Origin of the sequence: Enterococcus sp. 7E2_DIV0204 (genome assembly GCF_002140855.1) — a bacterium.
In the GTDB taxonomy this organism is placed as follows: domain Bacteria; phylum Bacillota; class Bacilli; order Lactobacillales; family Enterococcaceae; genus Enterococcus_L; species Enterococcus_L lemimoniae.
Genome location: NZ_NGKY01000002.1, coordinates 196,983 through 222,001, shown reverse-complemented (window position 1 = coordinate 222,001; position 25,019 = coordinate 196,983). Strand labels below are relative to the sequence as shown.

22 protein-coding genes are annotated in these 25,019 nt (G+C 37.0%); 5 read left to right on the top strand and 17 right to left on the bottom strand.

Annotated elements, in window-relative coordinates; all coding sequences use genetic code 11:
• From A5819_RS16495 to A5819_RS16470, 6 genes are all read right to left on the bottom strand, one after another.
• On the bottom strand, window positions 1-634 hold a 634-nt coding region (locus A5819_RS16495), incomplete at its 3' end, for a transposase (protein WP_139843559.1).
• A gap of 112 nt (window positions 635-746) precedes the next feature.
• Window positions 747-2,261: a HAMP domain-containing histidine kinase gene (locus tag A5819_RS16490; RefSeq protein ID WP_086281725.1), complete on the bottom strand. Its 1,515-nt coding sequence runs from the start codon at window positions 2,259-2,261 to the stop codon at window positions 747-749.
• Between the two features lie 11 nt (window positions 2,262-2,272).
• Window positions 2,273-2,959 carry a response regulator transcription factor gene (locus A5819_RS16485; RefSeq protein ID WP_010765234.1) on the bottom strand — a complete coding sequence of 229 codons (687 nt, stop codon included), beginning with the start codon at window positions 2,957-2,959 and terminating at the stop codon, window positions 2,273-2,275.
• 148 nt (window positions 2,960-3,107) lie between these two features.
• On the bottom strand, window positions 3,108-4,529 hold the full coding sequence (gene gndA / locus A5819_RS16480) for an NADP-dependent phosphogluconate dehydrogenase (protein ID WP_086281439.1): 1,422 nt from the start codon (window positions 4,527-4,529) through the stop codon (window positions 3,108-3,110).
• Window positions 4,530-4,775: 246 nt separating this feature from the next.
• Window positions 4,776-4,955, bottom strand: coding sequence for a 50S ribosomal protein L32 (gene rpmF, locus A5819_RS16475; RefSeq protein ID WP_010763436.1), 180 nt, complete (start codon window positions 4,953-4,955; stop codon window positions 4,776-4,778).
• A gap of 56 nt (window positions 4,956-5,011) precedes the next feature.
• Window positions 5,012-5,581: a DUF177 domain-containing protein gene (locus tag A5819_RS16470; RefSeq protein WP_086281441.1), complete on the bottom strand. Its 570-nt coding sequence runs from the start codon at window positions 5,579-5,581 to the stop codon at window positions 5,012-5,014.
• Between the two features lie 158 nt (window positions 5,582-5,739).
• Between A5819_RS16470 and A5819_RS16465 the strand changes: the two genes are divergently transcribed.
• A complete protein-coding gene (locus A5819_RS16465; protein ID WP_086281443.1) occupies window positions 5,740-6,519 on the top strand; it encodes an ABC transporter ATP-binding protein in 780 nt (259 codons plus the stop codon).
• Window positions 6,520-6,581: 62 nt separating this feature from the next.
• On the opposite strand, the gene recQ is transcribed toward A5819_RS16465, so the two are convergent.
• The 5 genes from recQ to A5819_RS16440 form a co-directional block, all read right to left on the bottom strand.
• A complete protein-coding gene (recQ, locus tag A5819_RS16460; RefSeq protein ID WP_086281445.1) occupies window positions 6,582-8,369 on the bottom strand; it encodes a DNA helicase RecQ in 1,788 nt (595 codons plus the stop codon).
• A 255-nt stretch (window positions 8,370-8,624) separates the two neighbouring features.
• Complete coding sequence (gene typA / locus A5819_RS16455; RefSeq protein ID WP_086281448.1) at window positions 8,625-10,460, bottom strand: translational GTPase TypA; 1,836 nt, start codon at window positions 10,458-10,460, stop codon at window positions 8,625-8,627.
• 223 nt (window positions 10,461-10,683) lie between these two features.
• On the bottom strand, window positions 10,684-11,457 hold the full coding sequence (locus A5819_RS16450) for an inositol monophosphatase family protein (protein WP_086281450.1): 774 nt from the start codon (window positions 11,455-11,457) through the stop codon (window positions 10,684-10,686).
• Window position 11,458: 1 nt separating this feature from the next.
• A complete protein-coding gene (locus A5819_RS16445; RefSeq protein WP_086281451.1) occupies window positions 11,459-11,737 on the bottom strand; it encodes a UPF0223 family protein in 279 nt (92 codons plus the stop codon).
• Window positions 11,738-11,772: 35 nt separating this feature from the next.
• On the bottom strand, window positions 11,773-13,041 hold the full coding sequence (locus A5819_RS16440; protein ID WP_086281453.1) for a voltage-gated chloride channel family protein: 1,269 nt from the start codon (window positions 13,039-13,041) through the stop codon (window positions 11,773-11,775).
• A gap of 315 nt (window positions 13,042-13,356) precedes the next feature.
• On the opposite strand from A5819_RS16440, the gene A5819_RS16435 reads away from it, so the two are divergent.
• Window positions 13,357-14,712, top strand: coding sequence for an MATE family efflux transporter (locus tag A5819_RS16435; RefSeq protein WP_086281455.1), 1,356 nt, complete (start codon window positions 13,357-13,359; stop codon window positions 14,710-14,712).
• A gap of 69 nt (window positions 14,713-14,781) precedes the next feature.
• On the opposite strand, the gene A5819_RS16430 is transcribed toward A5819_RS16435, so the two are convergent.
• Both A5819_RS16430 and A5819_RS16425 read right to left on the bottom strand, forming a co-directional pair.
• Complete coding sequence (locus A5819_RS16430; protein ID WP_010771925.1) at window positions 14,782-15,285, bottom strand: HD domain-containing protein; 504 nt, start codon at window positions 15,283-15,285, stop codon at window positions 14,782-14,784.
• Between the two features lie 232 nt (window positions 15,286-15,517).
• A complete protein-coding gene (locus tag A5819_RS16425; RefSeq protein WP_086281456.1) occupies window positions 15,518-16,480 on the bottom strand; it encodes an aromatic acid exporter family protein in 963 nt (320 codons plus the stop codon).
• A gap of 116 nt (window positions 16,481-16,596) precedes the next feature.
• On the opposite strand from A5819_RS16425, the gene A5819_RS16420 reads away from it, so the two are divergent.
• On the top strand, window positions 16,597-17,199 hold the full coding sequence (locus A5819_RS16420; protein ID WP_086281458.1) for an aromatic acid exporter family protein: 603 nt from the start codon (window positions 16,597-16,599) through the stop codon (window positions 17,197-17,199).
• Between the two features lie 42 nt (window positions 17,200-17,241).
• On the opposite strand, the gene A5819_RS16415 is transcribed toward A5819_RS16420, so the two are convergent.
• The 4 genes from A5819_RS16415 to A5819_RS16400 all read right to left on the bottom strand — a co-directional run bounded on the left by A5819_RS16415 (window position 17,242) and on the right by A5819_RS16400 (window position 23,654).
• Window positions 17,242-18,720, bottom strand: a complete 1,479-nt coding sequence (locus tag A5819_RS16415; RefSeq protein WP_086281460.1) for a flotillin family protein — start codon at window positions 18,718-18,720, stop codon at window positions 17,242-17,244.
• A gap of 20 nt (window positions 18,721-18,740) precedes the next feature.
• Entirely contained in the window at window positions 18,741-19,265 is a 525-nt protein-coding gene (locus tag A5819_RS16410; protein ID WP_086281462.1) for a hypothetical protein, read from the bottom strand.
• A 252-nt stretch (window positions 19,266-19,517) separates the two neighbouring features.
• Entirely contained in the window at window positions 19,518-22,946 is a 3,429-nt protein-coding gene (locus tag A5819_RS16405; protein ID WP_086281465.1) for an ABC transporter permease, read from the bottom strand.
• A gap of 6 nt (window positions 22,947-22,952) precedes the next feature.
• The gene (locus tag A5819_RS16400) at window positions 22,953-23,654 is read right to left on the bottom strand and encodes an ABC transporter ATP-binding protein (protein ID WP_086281467.1); all 702 of its coding nucleotides are present in this window, start codon (window positions 23,652-23,654) and stop codon (window positions 22,953-22,955) included.
• A gap of 163 nt (window positions 23,655-23,817) precedes the next feature.
• On the opposite strand from A5819_RS16400, the gene A5819_RS16395 reads away from it, so the two are divergent.
• Together A5819_RS16395 and A5819_RS16390 are read left to right on the top strand one after the other, a co-directional pair.
• Window positions 23,818-24,495 carry a DNA/RNA non-specific endonuclease gene (locus A5819_RS16395; protein WP_086281469.1) on the top strand — a complete coding sequence of 226 codons (678 nt, stop codon included), beginning with the start codon at window positions 23,818-23,820 and terminating at the stop codon, window positions 24,493-24,495.
• 104 nt (window positions 24,496-24,599) lie between these two features.
• The gene (locus tag A5819_RS16390; protein WP_086281471.1) at window positions 24,600-24,986 is read left to right on the top strand and encodes a hypothetical protein; all 387 of its coding nucleotides are present in this window, start codon (window positions 24,600-24,602) and stop codon (window positions 24,984-24,986) included.
• The last annotated feature ends 33 nt before the right edge of the window (window positions 24,987-25,019 follow it).

The window sequence follows — 25,019 nt, the reverse complement described above, 5'->3', positions numbered from 1 at the left end:
CTTCATGAATTTCAGCCTCTAAATGATTCGCAGCTTCTTCCAGTTGGTCACTTGTCAATCCGTCGGATTGGTTTTCTTCTTTCAAGCATGGGAGGACTTCTTCTTGATAAAGCGTTTGATAGAATATCTCTGATTTTTCATCTAATAATTTTTCATAACGTGTCGTTGCTTTACGCCAAACAAAGCTGAACTTGTTGGCATCTGCTTCTATTTTGGTTCCATCAATAAAAATGGCTTCATTATCGATGATTTGATGGGTAATCAGTTGACGCCGAAACAAAACAAAAGCTTCAGCTAGGAGCTGGGCAGTCGTTTTGTGACTTCTGAATCGATTAATGGTTCGATAACTCACCTGTTCATGATTAGCTAACCAACGCATACGATAGCTATCCTCTAAGAGAAACTCAATTCTTCGACCAGAAAATACTCGTTGGGTATACGCGTATAAAATGATTTTTAACATCATCTTAGGGTGATAGGCCGGTCGGCCTAATTGTTGTTCCAGCTGATTGAAAAGTGTGTGTGGGATTGCTTCAATCAGAGCATTAACCGCAAAAGCGACATCTGTTTCTGGAATATATTGTTCCATATCTAGTGGTAAAATCGTTTGGTTGATGGTATAATTTTTAAACATAAAGCACGCTCCTTTTTCGATTGGGTTTCGTCACTTTAATCTTACAGGTTGGCGTGCTTTTTGTGTACCCTAAAATCAAAAAAAGTGGGGCAATAATCAGATTTTTTCCTGATTATTGTCCCACACTCTCTGCATTTTCATTTTTTTCTACTATTGGAATGTAAATCCTAAAAATCGTTCCTTGATGAACAACACTTTCAGCATCTATTCTTCCTTTATAATTTTCTACAAGTTGCTTAGCAATCGAGAGCCCTAAACCATTTCCACCTTTATTCCGTGCTCTGGCTTTATCAACTCGATAAAAGCGATTAAATATTTTAGCTAGATCTTCTTCTGGAATCCCTTCACCAAAATCTTGGATAGCAATTTCAAATTCACTTAACGTTTTTGAAATTGAAATATGAACTTCTTTGCGAGTTGTTGAATATTTCATTGCATTATCCAGAACAATTACCAAAAGCTGTTCAAAGTGATTTCGATAAATCCCTAATGTTACTTCCTGCAGTAAGTCATCGTCTAACGTAATAACAAAATCCGGATATAAAATTTTAAAATTGTTAAACACTTGATAAACAACTTGCTTGGCATTGGATGTATGGTTTGGATACTGAACATCGACTTGTTCAGCACGAGAAAGATCTAACATTTCTTGAACTAAACTCTTCATACGTACAATTTCCTGCAAGCTAGCTTCTAAAGATTCATCTAAGACTTCGGGATCTTCTTTCCCCCAGCGATTAAGTAAATTCAGATGTCCTTCAATAATCGCAACTGGTGTGCGTAATTCATGAGAAACATCTTCCACAAACTGCTCTTGCTGCTCAATATAACGTCTCATACGATCCAACATTTCATTAAAGATTTCTGCCAGATCAGCTAATTCATCATTAGAGTGGATATCTGGCATATGGATATCCGACTGTGGATCCTTTCTGATAGTATCCATTGTATCCCTCAAAACCTTTAATGGTTTCAAGAAGTAAGTGGATAAAATGAATCCTAAAACACTACTCAGAATCAATGAGATTATTTCTAAAACGATTAGTGTTAGCAATAAACGATTTCGAATGTCATAAAAAGAAGATAGTTCATAAAAAGCTTGTATATAACCGACTTGTTCCCTGTTGTCTTTTGAGTATACAGGTTGAATGATCAAAAAACCGGTTTTGTCATTTAATGTCCTAATTTCAGCACCTTGCTTTTCTTCTTTCACCAGTTTGCTTTGAACCTTCTGTGTTTCGAATACTAATGTTCCGTTCTTATCATACACAGATAAAAACAGTGCTGGTTGTCCTAACTCCGAAAGCATAGTATCCATCTCCATCAGTGATCCTTCTACGGAGATCTTTTTATTGTCTAAGTCCGTTTCATCAACGCTAGGCGTTTTTAATCTGTCATAAACATCAGAAACTGTGAGATTTTCTTCGGCATTGGCTAAACGATTCCCTACCTCGGCAACGGTTCTTTCAACATTTTCTCGTTCTTTCTCAACGATTAGATTCACGGAAGATTTATAAGTAATCACAGCAAAAATAGTAAATACTACAAATATGAAGAAAGAACTTGCAGAAGCCCACTTGATTGTTAACGAGGGCCCCTTCAGTTCTTTTTTTACTGCTTTTTTCATTTTTACTGTTTTCACGAGCGCATCACATAACCTGTTCCACGAACAGTTTGAATGTAGCTCTCCTCGCCTGGAACATCAATTTTATTACGTAAATAACGAATATAAACGTCGACAACGTTTGTTTCGACTTCTGTTTCGTAACCCCAGACTTTATTTAATAGTACATCACGAGCTAATACAACATTTACATTTTCCATCAATGTTAATAATAATTCATATTCACGCTTAGTCAGTTCAATCATTTCAGAGTTACGGCGAACAACACGATTTTCTTTTTCAATCGTTAAATCACGATAAGTAATCGTTGTTTGTTTGGCCACGTTTTTATCTCCTTCGATATCGATTCGACGAAGTAATGCGCGTAAGCGTGCTAACAATTCTTCTATGGCAAATGGTTTTACAATATAGTCGTCTGCTCCATGGTCTAAGCCTGATACACGATCGATCACTGAATCACGTGCGGTCATCATGATGATTGGTGTATTTTTCACTTGGCGTACACGTCGACAAACTTCAAGCCCGTTCAATTCAGGCAACATTAAATCTAAAAGGATAGCATCCCAATCATTATTTAAAGCCGCTTCTAAACCAGTACGTCCATTGTAGTGAACTTCTGTAGTGTAACCTTCGTGTTTCAACTCCAGTTCTACAAAACGCGCTAAGTTTTTTTCATCTTCAATAATTAGAATATTACTCATTGGTTATTTGTCCTTTCTCTTTAAAAGCTATCTTAAAGCTTACCCATTATACCCACTTTTAACTCAAAAAGCTAGTAACAACCCATTTTTAACATATTAAAGAGAGAAAACCATGAGAAATCTTTGTATCCCATGGTTTTCCAACATATTATTCTTCGTTATACCAACTATAATGGTAAGTACCTTCTTTATCCGTACGTTGATACGTGTGTGCACCAAAGTAATCTCTTTGGGCTTGGATCAGATTTGCTGGTAAACGCTCTGATCTGTAAGAATCGTAATAAGCAATAGCTGATGCAAACGTTGGAACTGGCACTCCCGCTTGAACGGCAATTGATACGACGTCACGAACAGATTGTTGATATCGTTTGGTAATATCAATAAAGTACTCATCTAACAGTAAGTTTTCAATTGTTGGATTTTTATCGTATGCATCGGTGATCTTTTGCAAGAACTGAGCACGGATGATACAACCTGCACGCCAGATTTTAGCGATATCACCAAACGGCAAGTCCCACTTGTAATCCTCAGAAGCAACACGCAATTGAGCAAACCCTTGCGCATAACTCATGATTTTACTGAAGTAAAGAGCTTCACGAATTTTTTCGATCAGTTCCTTCTTATCACCTTGGTATGCAGGTGCTTCAGGTTTTGCTAAAACTTTACTTGCTTTGACACGTTCATCTTTATAAGCGGAAATGAAACGCGCAAAAACTGACTCAGTGATCAACGGTAATGGTACACCTAAATCCAAAGCACTTTGACTTGTCCATTTACCTGTTCCTTTATTGCCAGCAGCATCCATAATAACATCAACGATTGGTTTTCCTGTTCCTTCATCGTCAATACGTGTCAAAATATCTGCTGTGATCTCTACAAGATAACTATCTAATTCCCCTTGATTCCATTCTTTGAAAATTTCTGCCATTTCATCAACTGAAACACCAAGAATATTTTTCATCAAGTCATACGATTCAGCGATCAGCTGCATATCACCATATTCGATACCGTTGTGCACCATTTTAACATAATGACCAGCACCATTAGGACCAATATAGGTAACACATGCTTCGCCGTCTTCTGCTTTAGCCGAAATTTTTTCTAAAATCGGCGCTACTAATTCATAAGCTTCTTTTTGACCACCAGGCATGATTGAAGGACCTTTTAGCGCACCTTCTTCACCACCGGAAACACCAGTCCCGATAAAGTTGATCCCTGAATTAGCTAATTCTTCATTTCTACGAATCGTATCTTTAAAGAAAGTATTCCCGCCATCGATCAAGATATCCCCTTTATCTAAATGAGGCAATAATTCTTGAATCGTCGCATCTGTTGCAAAACCAGCTTGAACCATCAACATAATACGGCGAGGTTTTTCAATAGAGTCTACAAACTCTTCAATAGTATAAGTCGCTTTAAAATTCTTATCTGGATGTTCTTCAACGACATCCGTTGTTTTTGAACCTGTACGATTAAATAGAGCAACTGAATAGCCTCTACTTTCGATATTTAAGGCTAAATTTTTTCCCATTACAGCCATTCCGACTACACCAAATTGTTGTTTTGTCATCTTGTATCCTCCCACTATCTTTGAAAAGAAGTTCATTAGAATTTTCTTATAATCTACATCATTATAACGTAGAATGCTTGATATGAAAACAAAATAGTTCGATTAATTTTATTTATTCTTGTTTATTTTTTTTAATTTGGACAATTACAGACAATTGTCGCTCAAATCGATTATCTTTAGTAAAAAAATAAATCCCCTAGGCTCCATGGTTAGCCTAAGGGATTTTAACATTTTCAAAAAAATGTTTTATGCTTCTTTAGAGATTACGTCTTTTCCATCGTAATGACCACATGCTGGACATACGTGATGGCTTTTTCTCATTTCACCACAGTTTGAACATGCATTCAAACCTTTAATCGTTAATTTGTAATGAGTACGGCGTTTGCCCTTTTTAGCTTTTGAAGTTCTTCTAGCTGGTACTGCCATTGGTGTTCCACCTCCTTGTAAAGATGTGTGCATAAAATGCACGATATATTCCAATCTTACTGCTTGTCATCCTCATCAGTGGAATCACTGAATAATTCAGATAGTTTAGCAAGACGAGGATCCATTGTTTGTTGTGCTTCTTCTTGTCTTTTTTGTGCATAATCCGCTTCAGACAGAACTTCCCAGTCATTACCTTTAGGCATGTCCTGACTTGATTGTTCTTCTTCTGATAATACTTGGATTGGAATAGACAAAAGAATGTTATCTTCGACTGACTCATCTAAATCAATTGTTGGTTTTTCCAACAAAATGATTTCTTCATCTGCAAAACGTTCATCTCTTTGCTGATATTGTTCAGGAGTCATAAAGACCTCATCAACATCAATCGCAAGTGTTAGAGGAACAGGTGTTAAAGAACGTGAAGATGGAACTGTTACAATAACATCAATTCTATAATGAAGCAAATACTCTTCTTTTCCTACTGTTAAGATCCCGGTTGCTTTAACGGGACTAACATCTAGAATCAAATTATCTCTACTCATCAGGGACTCTTTCAAATCTAGTGTCTCTGAAAAATCACACGGTTTGTCTTTGTATTTGTTTAGTTCTAGTAAAGACCATTTCATATTCATCACCTCATAACGCAACAAAAGCAATTATACAGGGGGATGAAAGCTTTGTCAACGAAATTTTCTTGACAGTGTTTTCTTCTTTCAATTTTTTTCAAACGAGTCTCTTTTAATCCTGATTTTTAATGGTAAAATAAGGCAAAGGAGGAGTTAGTATGAAAGCATTTGAATTTAAAAACGTCTCATTTATTCGGGATAAAAAGTCGTTGTTAAATAACGTAAATTGGTCAGTAGAATCAACTGATAACTGGGCTATTCTCGGATTGAACGGCGCTGGCAAAACATTACTACTACAATTGATCTGCGGCTACTTGTGGCCATCTAAAGGACGCTTAGAGGTTTTAGATCAAGTATTTGGCCAAGCTTCGATCCCCGAGCTGCAACGACGAATTGGTTGGGTCAGTACAGCTTTACAGTATCGTATGAAGAACTGGGAAACAGCTGAAAGAATCGTCCTTTCCGGAAAATTTGCTAGTATCGGTCTTTACCAACAATATAGTAAGGATGAGCTAGAACAAGCAAAAACAATTTTGAAAAATGCTGGCGGTGAATCACTGATCGGTAAAAAATATGAAGTATTATCTCAAGGTGAACGCCAATTAGTATTGATTTCCAGAGCATTGATGACAAATCCAGAATTATTGATTCTCGATGAACCGTGCAACGGTCTAGATTTATTTGCAAGAGAAAAACTGTTATCACAAATTGAACGGATTGCCCAGCAAGAAAATCATCCGACATTGCTCTATGTTACTCACCACACAGAAGAGATTTTGCCCTGTTTTGATCACTTAATGCTCTTGAAAGATGGAGAAATTTTCGCCAAAGGCACTCAAAGTGAATTATTTAATGAAGAAACCTTTGCTGACTTTTATGCAGAACCGATCCAAATCATTCCGTTAAAAGATCAGCGCTTTGCAGTTTACCCTAGATGAAATCAGCAGATAATAAAAAAGTTAGAGCAGAACTCTAACTTTTTTTAATTGATTCAATACACTCAATGAACAGTTGAATCTTTTTCTTCTGATTGTTTGAATGTTTCAATTGCCGCCAGAAATTTTTCGCCGTATTTATCCAATTTATTCTGACCTACACCTTTTACCTGTAGTAACTGAATTGAATTTTTAGGTAGTTTTTCGCACATTTCTTTCAAAGTACTATCTGAAAAAATCAGGTATGGCGGTACTCCTGCTTCTTGCGCTAGATCCATTCTTAATTCTCTCAAGATTTCAAATAGTCCGTCATTGACTACGACCTTGCGAACGCGCTGATCTTCTTTTCTAAAAACTGTCTGCTGTCCTAACAGAACTTGGACTCCTGTTGGCGAAACAGACAACAATGGATATTGTCCATCTGATGGATTCAAGTATCTTTCTGCTGTTAGATAGTCGATTAGTTGATTGACTTCTTTTTGTGTCCGATCCTTCATCAAGCCATAAGTAGGCAAACGATTAAAGTGCCACTGATCGATTTTTTGATCTTTGGAGCCAGTTAAGACTTTCCCAACTAAGCCCTTACCAAATTTTTCACCCATTCGCTTCACACAAGAAAGTACTTTTTGAACATCCACTGTGATATCCACTAATTCCCGCTCATCCAAGCAATTAGAACACCGACCACAGTCAAACCCTTTCTCGCCAAAGTAACGTAAAATAAACTTTTGAAGGCACATTTGGGCATTGGCATATTGAGACATTTCTCTTAATTTCATATATTCTTTTTGTTTATAGTCGATCGTCATTTCGGATTGATCAATAAAAAACTGTTGGATTTGAAGATCTTGCGGTGCATATAATAACACGGAATCACTCGGAAGTCCGTCTCGACCAGCACGACCGGCTTCTTGATAGTAAGATTCAATATTGCCTGGAATTTGAGCATGGATAACAAAACGGACATTACTTTTATTGATCCCCATACCAAACGCATTGGTTGCAACCATTACTTGGAGTTTATCAAATAGAAATTCTTCTTGATTATGATTACGTTGTTTCTCATTCATCCCACCATGATACATCCCTACAGCGATTTTTTTGCTTTGAAGTAAATGATAAATCCGCTCTACTTCTTTTCTAGTGCTTGCATAAACAATACCTGATTGTCCTTGGTTCAATTTCAAATACTCTAATAGAAAGACATCACGATTTTGGTCTTTAACCACTTGAAAGGATAAGTTCTCTCTGGCAAAACCCGTCTGGACTTGATTCTCTTTTGGAATATGCAATTGTTTAAGGATATCTTCTGCTACTTGAGGCGTTGCTGTCGCAGTTAATGCAATAACTGCCGGTTGCTGCTGAAATTGCTCAATGATCTCAGCTAAACGTAGGTAACTTGGACGAAAGTCATGTCCCCATTGTGAAATACAGTGCGCTTCATCCACCGCTAGTAAATCAATTGGAACATGTAATAACAGTTGCTGAAAATCAAAGGATTCTAACCGCTCAGGTGCTACATATAAAAGCTTGACTTCGCGATTAACTGCCATTTGAACCCGTTTGTTCATTTCTTGTTGGGAAATTGTACTATTAATAAATGTCGCAGGAATCCCCATCATATTTAAAGCATCGACTTGGTCTTTCATCAAAGAAATTAATGGCGAAATCACCAAAGTTAAGTTTTCTAGCATAAGCGCTGGTAGCTGATAACAAATCGATTTCCCTCCGCCTGTAGGCATAATCCCAAGAACATTTTCTTTATGTAAAACATGATTGATGATTTTTTCTTGTCCTTGACGAAATTCGTCATATCCAAATTTTTCTTTCAGTAGCTCTTTGATGTCAATCATGAAATTCTCTCCGTTCCTCGTGTCTGGTTGTTATTTTAGCATGGGCTATACGGCAATTCAAGGGAGGATTTACTCACTGTGAAACAATTTACTACGTGTGAAACACCATTGGATTTTCTAAAAATAGCAAAACCTACATTTATCAAGGTTCTTATTGTTAAGATACGTCTTTTCTTTCGCTATTCATTAAAGTTATCCACAAAAAAGATGGAACAAAACTTTTTAAGTCTTGTTCCATCTATTCAGCTTTTTAATTTATTCAGCTACTTTTTTCTTTTTACTAGCTTTTTCACGTTCGTTTTTATTAAGAATTTGTTTTCTTAAACGAATGTTTTCTGGTGTTACTTCACAATATTCATCATCATTCAAGAATTCTAATGATTCTTCCAATGTAAGGATTTTTGCTTTTTTGATAACTGATGTTTGGTCTTTATTAGCAGAACGAACGTTAGTCATTTGTTTTGCTCTTGTGATGTTTACAGTCAAGTCATTATCACGGTTGTTTTCACCAATGATCATTCCTTCATATACATCAGTAGTTGGTTCAACAAAGACTGTTCCACGTTCTTCAATACTCATGATACTGTAAGTTGTTGCTTTACCTGTATCGATTGAAACCAATGCACCTTGATGGCGTCCGCCAATTGTACCTTGAATCATTGGTAAGTATTGATCGAATGTATGGTGCATGATGCCGTATCCACGAGTCATTGACAAGAATTCAGTTGTATAACCGATCAAACCACGAGCTGGTGCTAAGAAAATCAAACGGATTTGCCCATTACCAGTGTGGATCATATCTTGCATTTCACCTTTACGTAAGCTTAATGACTCGATAACACTACCCATATATTCTTCTGGCGTATCAATTTGAACACGCTCAAACGGCTCACATTTTACGCCTTCGATTTCACGTTCGATAACTTCTGGACGAGAAACTTGCAATTCGTATCCTTCACGACGCATATTTTCAATCAAGATTGATAAATGTAATTCTCCACGACCAGATACGGTCCAAGAATCTGGTCCGATTGGTTCTACGCGTAAAGATACATCTGTTTGTAGTTCAGACATTAAACGTTCTTCGATTTTACGAGACGTTACATATTTACCTTCACGACCTGCAAATGGTGAATTATTGACTAAAAATGTCATTTGCAATGTTGGTTCATCAATGTGCAAAATTGGTAATGCTTCTTGATGTGCCACGTCAGCAACTGTTTCACCAACAAAGATATCTTCCATACCAGAAACGGCAATTAAATCGCCAGCTTTGGCTTCGTTGATTTCAACACGTTGCAAGCCAAAGAAACCAAAGATTTTAGTTACACGGAAATTTTTGACACTACCATCTAATTTCATCAAAGCAACTTGGTCGCCAACTTTCATTGTTCCACGGAACACACGGCCAATACCGATACGTCCAACATAGTCATTATAATCTAATAATGATACTTGGAATTGTAATGGCTCATCTGAGTTATCCACTGGAGCTGGTACATGTGCAATGATTTGATCAAAGATAGGTGCCATAGTTGCTTCTTGGTCTTCAGGATTATCAGAATCACTTGAAGTTCCATTTAAAGCTGATGCATAAATAACTGGGAAATCCAATTGATCATCATCTGCGCCTAATTCAATAAATAATTCTAAAACTTCATCAACAACGTGCTCGGGACGTGCTGAAGGTTTATCAATTTTATTTACAACTACGATTGGTGTTACTTTTTGTTCCAATGCTTTTTTCAATACAAAACGAGTTTGCGGCATTGTTCCTTCGTAGGCATCAACGACTAAAACTACACCATCTACCATTTTCATGATACGCTCAACTTCACCACCGAAGTCCGCGTGTCCAGGTGTATCTAAGATGTTGATACGAGTACCTTTGTAATCAACTGCTGTATTTTTAGCTAAAATCGTGATTCCACGTTCGCTTTCAATCGCATTTGAATCCATTGCACGTTCTTGTAATTGTGTGTGTCCATCTAAAGTATCTGATTGTTTTAAAAGTTCATCTACTAATGTTGTTTTACCATGGTCGACGTGGGCGATGATAGCCACGTTTCTAATATCTTCTCTGTATTTCAATGTAATTGCTCCTTATCCTTTTGCCTTACGTCACTTGTTCATTAAATCCGACTTTTTATTATAGCAAACTTTTTTCATGAAATATAGTCTAAAGCTTTCAAAAGTTGTGAAAACTTCATATTTTATTGCCTTTTTTTGAAAAAATAACACATTTACTGAAAAAATGCAATATTTTTCTGCTAAGCACTCGTTGGTTTTCTTCTATTTAAACCACTGAACAGTGTTATCGCCGAATAAAATTTTCTAAAATCTGTGTATAAGCTGTCGGTGTTGCCGCTAAGAAATATTCACGATTTGCAAACGCCAATGGTTTTCCTTCTATATTAGAATACTGATAGCCAAACTCATTGAGTAAAACTAACCCTGCAGCATAATCCCAGGGACTCAAGTTAGAAATATAGCCGATATGACTTCCTTTAAGCATGGCAATCAACTCGACCCCGGCACATCCACTAACCCTGATTCCCATACTGGCGTGACCGATTTCGCCCGCAGCATAAATGTTTTTACCATACATATACGCATTCATACCGAGTAACCCTTCCGATAGCCCCACATCTTTTGGCGGTGTTAGTCTTTGCTCATTAAGAAAGACCCCTTGATTTTTACCGCCCCAATATAATTCATCTTTCATCACATCATAAATAAAACCCAGTTGTCCAATCTCCTCTTCATATACCGCAATCATGATACAAAAATTTTCTTGTTCCATTACAAAATTCATCGTACCGTCGATTGGATCGATGATCCAAACTCGTCCTTTTAGAGAATCAATCGTATCAAATCCTTTTTCTTCTGCTAAAATCCGATCATTTGGATAATGTTGGTTGATTTTTTTTATGAAAAAAGCTTGTATCTCTTCATCAATATTCGTGACTAAATCCGTTCTATTTGATTTTTGAGAAACTGTCAGTTTATTTGTTAGACTGACTTGTATATAACCTGCTGCTTCGTTTAGCCATTCTTTGATTTGACTAACCATTTTTTCTGAGGTCAATTTAATCAGCTCCTAGTTTCAATCTACCTGATTCCTGTTTTTTAGCTTGTTGAACGGTTCGATATAATGAGTATCCTGATGCTTTTTGAAACTCATTTCCTAAACGCTTTTCTTCGCCAATACTTTTAACAACCGTTTTAAATTGTTGATAGGTCTTTAAAAAAGTGCCTGTATCGATCCCAGTTTCATTTGCTTGTTCGACCGCTGACCACAAATTGGTTACGATCACCATTTCATCAGTTGTCCAATCTAAGTCTAAAGGGTATTGATAATCTTTCATGCCTTCACCTCACTATATAGTTTATCACACGTTTGTTATTTCTTTTTTCTATCTTGCCAATAGGTCAAAATCGGTAAAAATAAATTGCCTTTTTCGGTTTCGATTTTTTGAGCGGAATAAATTCCAGCATTGCCAGAACACATATAACTAATCAAACAAATCATAAAAAAGAATAATGCAGCTTCACTCCCAAATAACTCGATTCCCATGATAAAACAGGCAACCGGCGTATTGGTCGCTCCAGAAAAAACACCAATAAAACCTAAGCCAGCTAAAAACGGAACTGACAAATGTAACACGAACGCTAAACTACTTCCTAATGTCGCACCAATTTCAAACAACGGCGTCACTTCTCCACCTTGATAACCTGCACCTAATGATAACACTGTAAAGAATAACTTTCCAAGAAAGTCAAACCAATGATTAGTGCCTTCAAAGGCATCTTTTAATAACGGCAAACTTAGTCCAAGGTAACGTTGTGTTTGCAATATAAAAACAGCCGCTACAACTATCACTCCGCCTATAAAGTTTCGTAAAACAACATTTTCAAACCAGTGTGCGTAGACCTTTTTGACCCAAACAATCGAACGGCTGAATAACCAGCCAACCACCCCAAAGCAAACGCCTGCGCCCATTATTTTAACGAATAACAGCGAAGACCAATTTGGTATTTGACCCATGTTGTAGTGGGTGTGTGTTACACCAAATGAGTCCGTTACAAAATTAGCAAAGAAGGCCGCAAAAAAACTTGGAAAAAGGCCATCTGACCTTAAACGACCGATTACCAAGACTTCCAAACCAAAGATTGTTCCTGCTAAAGGCGTCCCAAAAACAGAACTAAAGCCCGCACTAATCCCACTTATGATCACAATTTCTCGTTCAATCTTTTCCAAACGAAAAAGCCGACCTATAGCATTTGCTGTAGCTCCGCCCATTTGAACAGCTGTCCCTTCACGCCCAACAGACCCACCAAATAGATGTGTCGTAATGGTGCCGAACAAGGTCAACGGAATCAAACGCAACGGGATATTTTCTTGTTCACCATTCGCTTGATCAATGACAAGATTATTGCCTCGTATGGCATTTCCTCCGTACTTTTTATATAAAAAAGCAAAAATGGCCCCACTAACCGGTAATAAAAATAATAGCCAAGGGTTATCTAATCTGATCTGTGTTACTGCATCTAAGCTTTTTAGAAAAAAAGCAGATAACGTCCCCATTACAACTCCGATCAAGGATGCAATCAGTAGCCATTTGAACATATAAATACTGATTTTTATCGGCATATTTAATTTGCGTTCCACTTCGTCATCTCCTCATTTTGGCATCAACCATTCTATCATACCACTACTTAATTCCATGCTGGTCAATTATATCAATATTTACTAAAAGAAACGAGAAAAACATACATTTTATTACTAAGAATTAGTCAAAAAAAACGGTTAAAATTAAAATTTGATTTAGCTCAATAAAGCACTTGCAAAGGATAGATATTGTGCTATTATGAATAGGAAATTTTCTTTATTTTTTTCTATTTATTCTATTGATATCGCTATTTTTTTGAAACTGCCGAGAGTACCGTTCTAGAACGGTCTTCTCAATGTGAAAGGATGTTTTCATTGAAAGAATTAACACATGGCAATCCTGCTAAACTAATTTTTTTCTTTACGATTCCATTATTGATTGGCAATATTTTCCAGCAATTCTATAATATGGCGGACATGATTATTGTTGGGCAGACCCTCGGGAAAGACGCACTAGCAGCTGTTGGCTCAACTGGTAGCATTACGTTTTTAATCATCGGCTTTGCTCAAGGTTTGACGGCTGGCCTTTCTATCTTGACATCCCAACGCTTTGGTGGACAAGATTATCGTGGCGTAAAAAAAAGTTTTGCCACAGGCATCATTATTAGCGGAATCGTGACTATTGTTTTGACTGCCTTAAGTTTGATTTTTGTTCGTCCAATGCTAGTACTAATGCAAACACCAACTGAAATCATTGATGACGCTCAGATCTTCATTTCCATTATTTTTGCTGGAATTTTTGCGGCAATGGCTTTTAATCTGCTTTCCAACGTAATTCGTGCATTAGGTGATAGTCGTACGCCTTTATTATTTTTGATTGTTGCTAGTATTATCAATGTGGTCTTAGATTTGATTTTGATCCTTAATTTCCATATGGGTGTTGCGGGAGCTGGTATTGCTACTGTCACGGCTCAAATTGTTTCAAGTCTCCTCTGCGTAATTTATATTCGCTGGAAGATCCCTAATCTTCAATTACGAAAAAAAGATTTTTCTATTGATAAACAAGAGTTTCGAGCACATTTAAATATTGCGTTACCCATGGCCTTTCAATCATCAATCATTGCGATTGGTGCTATTATTTTACAAGCAGCGCTTAATAGTTTAGGTACTGATGTTGTTGCAGCCCAAGCAGCAGCGGGAAAAATCGAGCAATTTGCTACCCAACCGATGATGTCCTTTGGTATTGCCATGGCAACTTTTACTGCACAAAATTATGGTGCGAAAAAATATAAGCGTATTTTACAAGGGGTTAATCAATGTTTGGTTATGAGTATTGGCTTTAGTCTTTTAGCAGGCGGTATCGTTGTTCTCTTTGGTCAAAATTTAGTGACCCTTTTTGTTAGTGCAAAAGAAACTGAGGTCTTAAACCTTTCTCAAATTTACTTCAATGTCAACGGCAGTATGTATTGGTTATTGGCGATCTTATTCATTATTCGTTACACCTTACAAGGACTTGGACAAAGTGTTATCCCAACAATAGCTGGTATCATGGAGTTGATTATGCGTTCATTTGCAGCAATTATTTTAACTGCCTCTCTAGGCTTTGTTGGAGCCGCTTTAGCGTCTCCACTTGCTTGGGCTGGTTCTGTGATCGTTTTGTTAGCTTCCTATTTCAAGGCAATCAAGCGATTGAAGTACTTAGAACAGGAACAATTGACCGAAAGGCTATAAATTTTGTTTATAATTGGACAGCAAAAAACATCGACCGATCTTCTTTTTGAAAATCAGTCGATGTTTTTCTTATACAGATTGTTTTCTTGGAAAATATTGACGCCATTTTGCTTTTACTGAATTCGTCATCGGTTCAGATGCTTCTTTGACAGCGCAATATTTGTCTACCATTGTAACAATGTAGCTTTCTTTGTATTTTGGCGGAGCAATTGTTGCACCCCACATATGCTTGATGATAATATCTCGTTCTAAGTCTGAAAGTTCAGTTAACTTCTCAGCATTTTTTACCGCAATTCTTGGATGCATATAGGCATGAGAGCCCTCATCAAACTTCGTTGTACGCCAATCGTAATAGAACAAATCATGCAACAGACCCGCACGAGCTGTAGCTCTGGCATCACCATTCCATTTTTTAGCTAATTTATAACTATAATAAGAAACACTGATTGAATGATCTAAACGAGTTGAGTGAACATGCTGCGTGTAGTTCCCTAGACGCTGTACTTCTTCGGTTTCCAATAAATCTTCCACATAAGACATATATTCTTGATCTTCACGCCATTTTTCAGTCATTAATTCTGGTTCCACCTTTTTAGAGAGTTACTATTTTTATTGTTTCATTTAAGAAAAAGTCTTTTTTTAACTTGATGAAAGTATAGCACCTTGATTTTACAAATACTAGGATTTTTGAATTCCGTAACTAAACTTTAATATTTGCTTTATAAATAACGAAAAAAACTCACATTTCCAATCCATAGCAACCAGAATCATCTATAAAACTTCCCCTTCATATATCTTGTTGACATCATTTGTTTTCGATTTGCTGCTTAGCGAATTCCACTTTGATTTCGATAAAAGATTGGAACATTTGTAAAAACTGAAACAATTGTGCGCGATTTTCAAATTCTTCTCTCGTTTTTGGCAATTCTTTTTTGCGATACGCGTCATAGACTTGATCGATTCGATCTAAGATCTCTTGACCATCATTATTTTCTGCAAAAGTTTCGGCAGTGTATTGTAATAACTCTTGAATATTTCCTACTTGTTCTGGCTCAACAGTGATATTTTCAAGAATTCGTAACATATCTTTGAGATGATTGCTTTGAAGGCGCCTCATGGTAAAATACTCAATGTAATAGTGATTCGATGAAATTAATTGATTTTCAGCATGATTTTTCGCCCAATTTTCCCCTGTTCTGATAAAGGCTTTCAAATCATTACACTTTTCAAATAGATCTCGCTCTTTAACGTGTTGATTCAGATAAGCTGCCATATTATTCAAAATTTTACGGAACATCGTTTCGATTACTTCTTGATCTTCTTTTAAGCGCTTTTCTGTATCCGGCATATATAAATTCATCAGTAACGCAAAACCCACTCCAATTGTCATCAATAAAAATTCATTCCCAATAATCGTCCATGACAAATCTTGCTCAACTAGATATTGCGTCACTAAAACGGAACTTACTACGATTCCATCTGAAAGCTTAAAATAAACGGCTCCTGGAATAAATAAAAGTAAAAAGACACCAAACGCAAAGGCGTTGAACCCTAAAATAGAGAAGCACAGATACGCAATCGCTGTGGCTAAGGCTAAAGAAAGTAGTCGATACAGCCCTGTCAATAAAGAGGTTTTTTTGGTATTGGTAACGCTCAACACAGAGATGATCCCAGCAGATGCAGGATATAATAGACCCAAACTTCCTGCAACGATCATTGATAAGGTTGCACTCACGGCGGTTTTAACTGTTCGTAATCCAATTTTCATTTGATTGCTCCTCACAAAATGATTAATCTTTTGTTTTAATACTAGTAATTTTACCTCTATTTCGGTTATCATTAAATAGAAAACTGATTAAATCTTGATTATAGGAGAGAAAGCTCATGGAAGTCGGTCCTTTTCGTTTAGGTATGCGCACATTGAAAACAGCTTTAGCTGTTATGCTATGTATTATTTTATTTAAAGTATTCGATCGGGGCGCACCGATGATTGCGGCTTTAGCTGCCGTTTTTTCATTACGGCAAGATTTAACAACTAGCCTTACATTTGGAAAATCAAGGATTCTTGGGAATACCTTAGGTGGCGGTTTAGCTATCGTGTATTTTTTAGTGAAGGATCTTTTTTCCAATGACTTTTTGGTCGAACTGTTTTTATTACCCTTCTTAGTCATAATCGTGATCGTCATCTCTGATGGGATGAACAATAATTCGGGAATCATTTCGGCAATTGCTACTTTACTACTGATTTCGTTAAGTATTCCTCAAGGAGAGTCGTTTTATTTTGCTTTATCAAGGGTGATCGATACCTTCATTGGAACCTTTATCGGGATTGGACTAAACTTTTTCTTTAAGCCAAAACCAACGGAAGAAAAACATGAAATCGATGAAGATTTAGCCGAATTGGCCAAGAAAGAAAAAGAGTTGGAAGAACTGAAACAGAAAGTTCAAGCACGGGTTGAAGCAGAAAAAGATAATGAACGGAAATAATAAAAAACTGCCAAAATCAGGTAAGATTTTGGCAGTTTCTTACTATTCTTTATCGCTAGATGGATCTTCTCCATAGAAATTCACATTACTGTTCGTTCCCTTTTTAGAGAAATTTTCAATCAATTCTTTCACATCTAAGCCTGTTGTTTCTTTTAATGTTTCTTGTGTGCCAGCTAATAAGTTTGTAGCATAGTTCGTAATACGGTTTGCTCCGGCATTTTCGCCACCGCCACCTGTATCAACAACTGAAATTTTATCAATGTTGCTAAGTGGTTGTGCGGCTTCTTTCATTAATTGTGGTAACATTTCCATAACCATACTTAAAACAGCTGCTTCGCCGTATTCCTTGAAAGCATCGGCGATTTTTTGTTTTGCTTCGGCTTCGGCAGCACCACGAGCTAAAATTGACTCAGCTTCTGCTTGACCTGCAAGTCGTGTTTGATTGGCTTCGGCTTCCGCTAATGATTCCACTCGGAAACGTTCAGCTTCGGCTTCCGCTACTTCACGGGCCTTTTGTGCTAACGCTTCTTGTTCTTTAGCATAACGATCGGCATCCGCTTTTTTCTTCACTTCTGAATCGTATTGTTTTTCACGACGAACGATTTCTTTTTCTTCCAACTCGATTTGTTTTTGACGCTCGATGACTTTAACTTCCATCTCTTGAGCAATAACTTCCTGTTGGGCTTTAGCTGTCTCTAAGTTATAGGCTTGGTCAGCCTTAGCTTTTGCAATATCTTGTGCTTCTTTGTAGGTAGCTAATTTTAATTCTTTTTCTTTTGAAGCTTCAGCGATTTCAGTCTGACGTTGTAATTCAGCTTGTTGTGATTCTTTTTCCGCTTCGGCTTTTTTGATTCGCGTTTCTTTCCAAGCTTCAGCTTCAGCGATATCTGCATCTCGTTTTACTTGGGCGATCCGAGGTTTCCCTAAAGAGTCTAAATAACCGTTTTTGTCTCGAACTTCTTTGATGGTAAATGATACGATGATCAACCCCATTTTTGCTAAGTCGACACTGGCAACTTCTTGTACACTTTGGCTGAATTTATCACGATTTTGATAAATTTCTTCGACAGTCATAGAACCTAAGATTGAACGTAGATGTCCTTCTAGTACTTCTCGTGCTTCATTTTCAAGTTCTTCACGAGTTTTGCCTAAGAATTGTTCTGCGGCTGTAGCAATTTCTTCTACTGAAGAACCGATCTTGATGATCGATGTTCCATCACACATAACAGGAACCCCTTGCTCTGTGTATACTTCTGGCGTCGATACATCTAACTTACTAGATAATAAGCTGATTCTGTTTGAACGTTGGAAGACAGGTAATACAAAAGCCCCACCACCACGAACAATTTTTATTTTATTACCTCGCTCATCAGCATGGACATTCTTGCTCCCTAAATAACTCCCACTAATGATTAACGCTTCATCTGGTTTAGCTGTTTGATATTTTGAAATAAAAACGATCAACATCATCAACAAAATAAACACAACCAAAACAATTGGTCCTAAAATCCCTAATTCCATTTTCTTCTATCCCTTCTTTTTTATAATTGTAAACTACCTTCATAAGGAACCACATAACATACGCGGTCTTTGATCTCGATGATCAGAACTTGTGCTCCTCGTTCAATTGGTCGTTCCTGCGGAGCATAAAAAGCAGCTGGCCGGCTGATCGATCCAGTGACACTTTTGAATTGGATTTCGCCCATTCCACTGATTGGAATCGGTGTAACAACCGTTGCGGTATTCCCTTCCATGTCTTTCTCTGAAATTGAAATAGTTGATTCCGCATTTTTCAACGGCATCAATACATAGAAATTCAATAAAAAGACAAGAATTGATGCAATTGCTCCACTCAGTAGAAACAGCATCAGATGATTCCACCCCAATAACCGTTCTCCCAAATAACCAAATAGTGAGGTAAAAGCCAACCAGGGAATTGCCAACATTGGATCGATTGGCCCATCAAAATCAAAAATATCCCCAAAAATCACCAATAAGACGGCCAATCCCGCACAAATAATCAATACATAAAGATAAATCGTTTCAATTGGAATACCTTGTATCACGTTCTCACACCCTTTCGCCTACCTAAAAAATCTCAATTTAACCACTGTTCTGTTGCTTAAGTAAAGCCCCATTCTTTTTGATCGTTCTACCGAAGATACTTATATTTTACCAATAATTTGTACAAAATGACAGCTAATCTTGAAAAATCATTCCAAAGATGTATGTGTTTTCAAAAAAAGAAAAATGAAATGAGAGCGGGACAAAACTAAAGATCAGTTTTATCTTGCTCTCACTTCATTTATCAATATCATTTATTCATTTGATTTTAATGCTTCAATCATATCAACTTTTTTCAACTTTCTATGCATGAAAACCATAACTAGTAATGTAAAGAATAATGTGAGTAGCGCTGAGTAGAAGTAACTCAACCAGTGGATCGTTGGTGAGAACATCAGCATATCAACTTCAACCGTCGTCAAGACATAACTGTGAACCAATTTTCCAAAGAAGCAACCGAAGAAAATACCGATCAACGTTAAAATAATATTTTCACGATACACATACATCGTTACTTCATTATCATAAAAACCTAATACCTTAATAGTAGAAAGTTCTCGGATTCGTTCGGAAATATTAATATTGGTCAAATTATATAACACGATAAAGGCCAATAAACCGGATACCGTGATTAAGACCCACACGACAATATTTAAACTGTGAATCGTATCATCTAAAGCATCACTTGAAATGGATAGGAAGGAAACATTTAATACTTTTTGGTTCTCCATCAATTCTTTACCAATGCTTGCCTCAACTTTCTCACTTGGCGCCTGATCAAAAAGTAAAAATTCTGTGTTATAGCGTGGAGCTTTTTTCATTATTTTTTCATAATAAACTGGTGACATATACGCAAAATGTCCCGTGTAATTTTCAGCTATCGCATTGATTTTAAGCTTGTATTCTTTATTATCACTATCTTTCAAAACAAGAGAATCACCCGTTTTATAATGAAATAGGTTAGCTAGTTTTTCATTAATGATCACACCATCATCGGTCAATTGGTACTTATCTCCCGATTGTCGATCGTTGAATAAAATAAACTGATCAATTTCTTTAGGATTCTCCGGTACGTAGATTGAAACATCTTGCTTAGCATTCGAATTATTCGTTGTTTTTAAAGATTCCACATATAATGGCATGGTTTTTTTCAAGCCTTCAACTTTGTCCAATACCTCTTGATATTGCTGCGTTGCTTGCTCAGATGCTTCATCTTTAAACGTTACGATTGCTTGATAATGCCAAATTTTATTAAATTGTACTTCGACAATATCAGAAATGGAATCTTTTAATCCAAAACCTGTAATAATCAATGCCATGCAGCCCGCAATACCTAATACCGTCATCAACATCCGTTGCTTGTAACGGAATAAATTGCGTGCCGTAACTTTTTGAATAAAACTCAATTGATTCCAAATTGGTTTGATTCGCTCTAACCAAATTCTTTGCCCTGCTTTTGGTGCCTTAGGGCGCAACAGACTAGCTGGCGTACTGAATAAATCAATGCGTAGAACCACCATCGCAGCACCTGCCGTACATAGAACAGCTACTAAAATCCCAATCAAACTGTAACTTAAATACCAAGGAGTAACAAAATCAGGAATATTATACAATTGTCCATATGCATCAAAGATAATCGTTGGGAATAAATAGTAACCAACAAATAATCCTAAAACAGCGCCACAGATACTGGCAATTGCCGCATACACTAAAAACTTAAAGGCAATTTCACCATTTCGATAGCCTAACGCTTTCAGGCTACCGATTTCCATTCGTTTTTCTTCGACCATCCGCGTCATTGTCGTTAAACTCACTAAAGCCGCAATCAAGAAAAAGAAAATCGGAAAAACAGTTGATAAAGAAGAAATACGCTTAGCGTTATCTTCATATTCTGAATAACCTGGATTATCATCTCTTGTAAAGTAATAATAATCTGCTGCTTTTAAATCAGCTAATTCTTTTTGTTTCTCTTCCAATTGTTGTTTAGCATCATTCAATTTAGGGATCGTTTCCGTTTTTTTCTTTTCGAATTCAGCAAGGCCTTGATCATAAGCCGTTTGACCTTGATCAATTTTGGCTTGCGCTTCATTTAATTTCGCCTGACCCTCAACTTTGGATTGTTCTAATTGTGCTTGACCAGCTGCTAATTGTGCTTTTCCAGACTCTAGTTGGGCTTGTGCTTGAGCAATTTGAGCTGCAGCTTGATCTAGTTGTTGTTGACCATCGTTATACTGTGTAATCGACTGATTGATGGTAGCAATCGTTTGATCTAGTGTTTGTAACCCTTCCGTTGCCTGAGCTTGTTGGCCTGATAAATTTGCTAAAGCACTGTTGATTACACCCATAACACCTGCAATATTGCTTCTTTCAGGTTGACTGATCAATTGATTGATCGCCGTTGTTAGTTCAGCTGGTGCACCTAAGCTTTGAACTGCTCCTTGAAGTTGGGGTGCTGCATCAGCAATACTTTCTGCTAATAATTCATCAGGCACTCGATCTAATAGAGCAACTGATGCACCTAAACTTTGATAACCATTAACGAACTGATTCAATGATTCATTGGATGTTGCTAGTTCATTACGTTGTTGTTGTAAACCAGGTAATGCGTTTTGTCCTTCAGTAACTTTTGCTGTAGCTTGAGCTAATTCATTTTGCTTTGTTTCAAGTAGACTTTTTTGCGCAGCAAGCTCATTTTCATCCTCTGTAATAGTCAATTGATTTGTTGCTAGTTCATTCTCTGCAGCTGTGATTTGTTGGGTGTAAGCAGCTTGAGCTTGGGCTAATTCTTGTTTACCAGCAGATAAGGTCTGTTCGCTCGATTGTAATTTAGCTTCAGCATCTTTTAAAGCATTTTCACCCTCTGTAATTCCTTTTTGCGCTTTGTCAAAAGAAGCTTTTGATTCTTCTCGAATTTCCTGTACCCGTTGTTCAGGTCGTTTTTCCATTGCTTGTTCAACAGAGGTAACTGCAGCAACACGTTTATCCTTGTAAACTGACGAGTAACTGTCAATACTGTTTAATCCTTTGAAAGACACCAAAATTTCAGTATACGTCGAAAGATCCAGATCTTCTTTAGGAATTACTGCAAAAAAATCTAAAGAACCTTTACCGATCGTTGTATTTCCTCTTGATGTATTTTCAATATATTCAGGTGATTGGACAAATCCGACGATTTTGAATCGATCTTTTCTCAAAGCCTGATCTTGATTGTCTTCTTTTGAAAGGGTTAATGTTTCGCCTAATTTATAGTGCCCGCGTAATTGCGCCAGGTCATCTAAAACAATTTCTCCACTTTTTTCAGGCATACGTCCGCTAACCACTTTATAATCAATCAAAGGTTGTTTTTCTTTTAGATCATAGCTAACAAATTTCACCGCTACATTGCGTTCACTGATAGCTAAATCTTTTGTGTATCTAGGGAAAACCGTTTCGACCTCTTTCACCTGTTTAACCGCGTTAATATCGTTATCCGTTAAGCCAAGCGTTGAAACGATCCGAGCATCGGGTAACTTTTGTTTTTGATAGTAGTTAGTTGCGGTCTGAGTCATATCAGGTCCTGTCGCTTTTAAACCAACAAAAACCATCACGCCTAGAAAAATAATACCCATGATCGAAATAAAGCGCGTTTTTGATTGTTTGATTTCACGAAAACTAGTTTTAAGTAAGGCTGTTTTTTTCAACACTACCACCTACCATTCTATCTCAGATACGGGCTTTGGTACTTCATTGATTGTCACGTTTCGAACTTTTGCATCATTGATACGGATCACACGATCTGCCATTGGGGCAAGGGCAGAATTATGGGTAATAATGATCACAGTTGTGCCAGTATTACGAGCAGTTTCTTGTAAAATTGTTAAAATTTGCTTACCCGTTTCATAATCAAGTGCACCCGTTGGCTCATCACACAATAATAGTTTAGGGCGTTTAGCAATCGCTCTGGCAATCGTCACACGCTGTTGTTCGCCTCCCGATAATTGTGCTGGAAAATTATCCAGTCGTGCACCTAAGCCAACAGATTTTAACACTTCTTCTGGATTTAAGGCATCTGAAACAATTTGCGACGCTAATTCAACATTTTCTTTTGTTGTTAAATTCGGGACTAGATTGTAAAATTGAAAAACAAAACCAACATCATTTCGACGATACGTTGTTAATTGCTTCTCATTGAATTTTGCAATATCCGTTCCATCAATGACGATTTGTCCTTCGTCACATGAATCCATACCACCTAAAATGTTCAATACAGTTGATTTACCAGCACCGCTCGGACCTAAAATAACTGCGACTTCTCCTTTTTCTACCGAAAAAGTAATCCCATCATTTGCAGCAATTGTGGTATCTCCCATATGATATCTTTTATATTCATTTATTACATCGATATATGCCATGATTTAAAATCCCCTCTCAAGGGAATTTTATCATAAGAACGCAAACTAGTCCTCTTATAGCTTAAAAGCTTTTTGATTTTTTGATTTTTTTTCGTATAATAGAAGGATGACTTATGCAAAATCTACGATAAAAGTCAGCTTTATTTAAGTTAGGAGAGAAAACATGGCAAGAAAGAAACAAAAACCGCCTTTCAATCCAGCAGTGATGCTTGTGGCAGTGCTAATTATTTTAGTTTTAGGTGTATTTGGAGTACAAGTTCCAGATACTATTCAAGAAATGTTTGGTATCGACACACATCAGCCGCAACAGCAAACCAAACCATCTACAGCAAAACCAGTCAGTTCCACAAATCCTGGACCTAAAGAACTTGGTCCTGCAACTTTTTCAACCGCTGAAATGAAAGATAGTCAAAAAGGCTGGATTGATTATCACGCTTTAGATTCACTTGATCGCGCAACTGGTGCCGATGCGTTATTAAAACCAGCTATGGTCAATACTGGAACCTCTGCTAATAAAGATATTCGTCCCCCAGGCTTTATTTCTGGCTTGGAGCCGACACTTCATTCTAGAGGACATTTGATTGGACGCCAACTTGGTGGTTCTGGTGATGACCAGCGAAATCTCACTACACTTTATCAAACACCCGTCAATACACCTTATATGACTAAATATGAAAATCAAATTCGCCAAGCACTAGATAATGGCGAAACGATTCGTTATCGAGTAACACCCGTTTATGAAGGAACTGCACTATTATGTAAGCAAATCGATCTTGAAGCTAAAGGCTTAAACAAAAATACCACTATTGATTTTCGCGTCACGATCTTAAATGAACGATAGAGTATTACTTTTTTTATATTGACCTATGGTAGAAACGGATTGAACAGCTGATTTCGCAAGAGCTTGAATAAGCTTACTTCATTTTAAAATCAGGAGGCATAGAGATGGATTTTCAAAAAATCAAAGAAGAACTCACAAAAACAGATCCACAAATTTTTTTAAGTACCGTTTTAGAAAATGAACAAGATGAGGATAGCACGATCATTTTCAGCCAAACACTTGAAGCACAATTTGAAGAGACAATTCAATACCTTGCTTCTGATGAAACCATTTCCTTAGATGATCTTTCACTTTGGCAAGAACATGGCTTTCTAGTCGTTGCGCAAACCATTGACGGTGATTATATTGCCGGGACCAATGAACAAACTTTTGTGATCCCGGTTTCTCTTTATAAAACGGATATTGAAGTGTATGACTTATTTTTATCAGATTTTTTTATTGCGTATTTCAACAACAGCCTAACCTCATCTATCTTACCTAAAAATGACTAAATAAAAAAACAGACTTTAGCCAAATAGCTAAAA

Excerpts from the sequence above, each read along its gene's own strand:
- A5819_RS16395 (WP_086281469.1), top strand. The coding sequence starts at position 23,818 with ATGGCAAGAAAGAAACAAAAACCGCCTTTCAATCCAGCAGTGATGCTT.
- A5819_RS16485 (WP_010765234.1), bottom strand. The coding sequence starts at position 2,959 with ATGAGTAATATTCTAATTATTGAAGATGAAAAAAACTTAGCGCGTTTT.
- A5819_RS16390 (WP_086281471.1), top strand. The coding sequence starts at position 24,600 with ATGGATTTTCAAAAAATCAAAGAAGAACTCACAAAAACAGATCCACAA.
- A5819_RS16470 (WP_086281441.1), bottom strand. The coding sequence starts at position 5,581 with ATGAAATGGTCTTTACTAGAACTAAACAAATACAAAGACAAACCGTGT.
- A5819_RS16490 (WP_086281725.1), bottom strand. The coding sequence starts at position 2,261 with ATGAAAAAAGCAGTAAAAAAAGAACTGAAGGGGCCCTCGTTAACAATC.
- gndA (WP_086281439.1), bottom strand. The coding sequence starts at position 4,529 with ATGACAAAACAACAATTTGGTGTAGTCGGAATGGCTGTAATGGGAAAA.
- rpmF (WP_010763436.1), bottom strand. The coding sequence starts at position 4,955 with ATGGCAGTACCAGCTAGAAGAACTTCAAAAGCTAAAAAGGGCAAACGC.
- A5819_RS16445 (WP_086281451.1), bottom strand. The coding sequence starts at position 11,737 with ATGAAAGATTATCAATACCCTTTAGACTTAGATTGGACAACTGATGAA.
- A5819_RS16400 (WP_086281467.1), bottom strand. The coding sequence starts at position 23,654 with ATGGCATATATCGATGTAATAAATGAATATAAAAGATATCATATGGGA.
- A5819_RS16420 (WP_086281458.1), top strand. The coding sequence starts at position 16,597 with ATGGAAGTCGGTCCTTTTCGTTTAGGTATGCGCACATTGAAAACAGCT.
- A5819_RS16465 (WP_086281443.1), top strand. The coding sequence starts at position 5,740 with ATGAAAGCATTTGAATTTAAAAACGTCTCATTTATTCGGGATAAAAAG.
- A5819_RS16430 (WP_010771925.1), bottom strand. The coding sequence starts at position 15,285 with ATGACTGAAAAATGGCGTGAAGATCAAGAATATATGTCTTATGTGGAA.
- A5819_RS16425 (WP_086281456.1), bottom strand. The coding sequence starts at position 16,480 with ATGAAAATTGGATTACGAACAGTTAAAACCGCCGTGAGTGCAACCTTA.
- recQ (WP_086281445.1), bottom strand. The coding sequence starts at position 8,369 with ATGATTGACATCAAAGAGCTACTGAAAGAAAAATTTGGATATGACGAA.
- A5819_RS16415 (WP_086281460.1), bottom strand. The coding sequence starts at position 18,720 with ATGGAATTAGGGATTTTAGGACCAATTGTTTTGGTTGTGTTTATTTTG.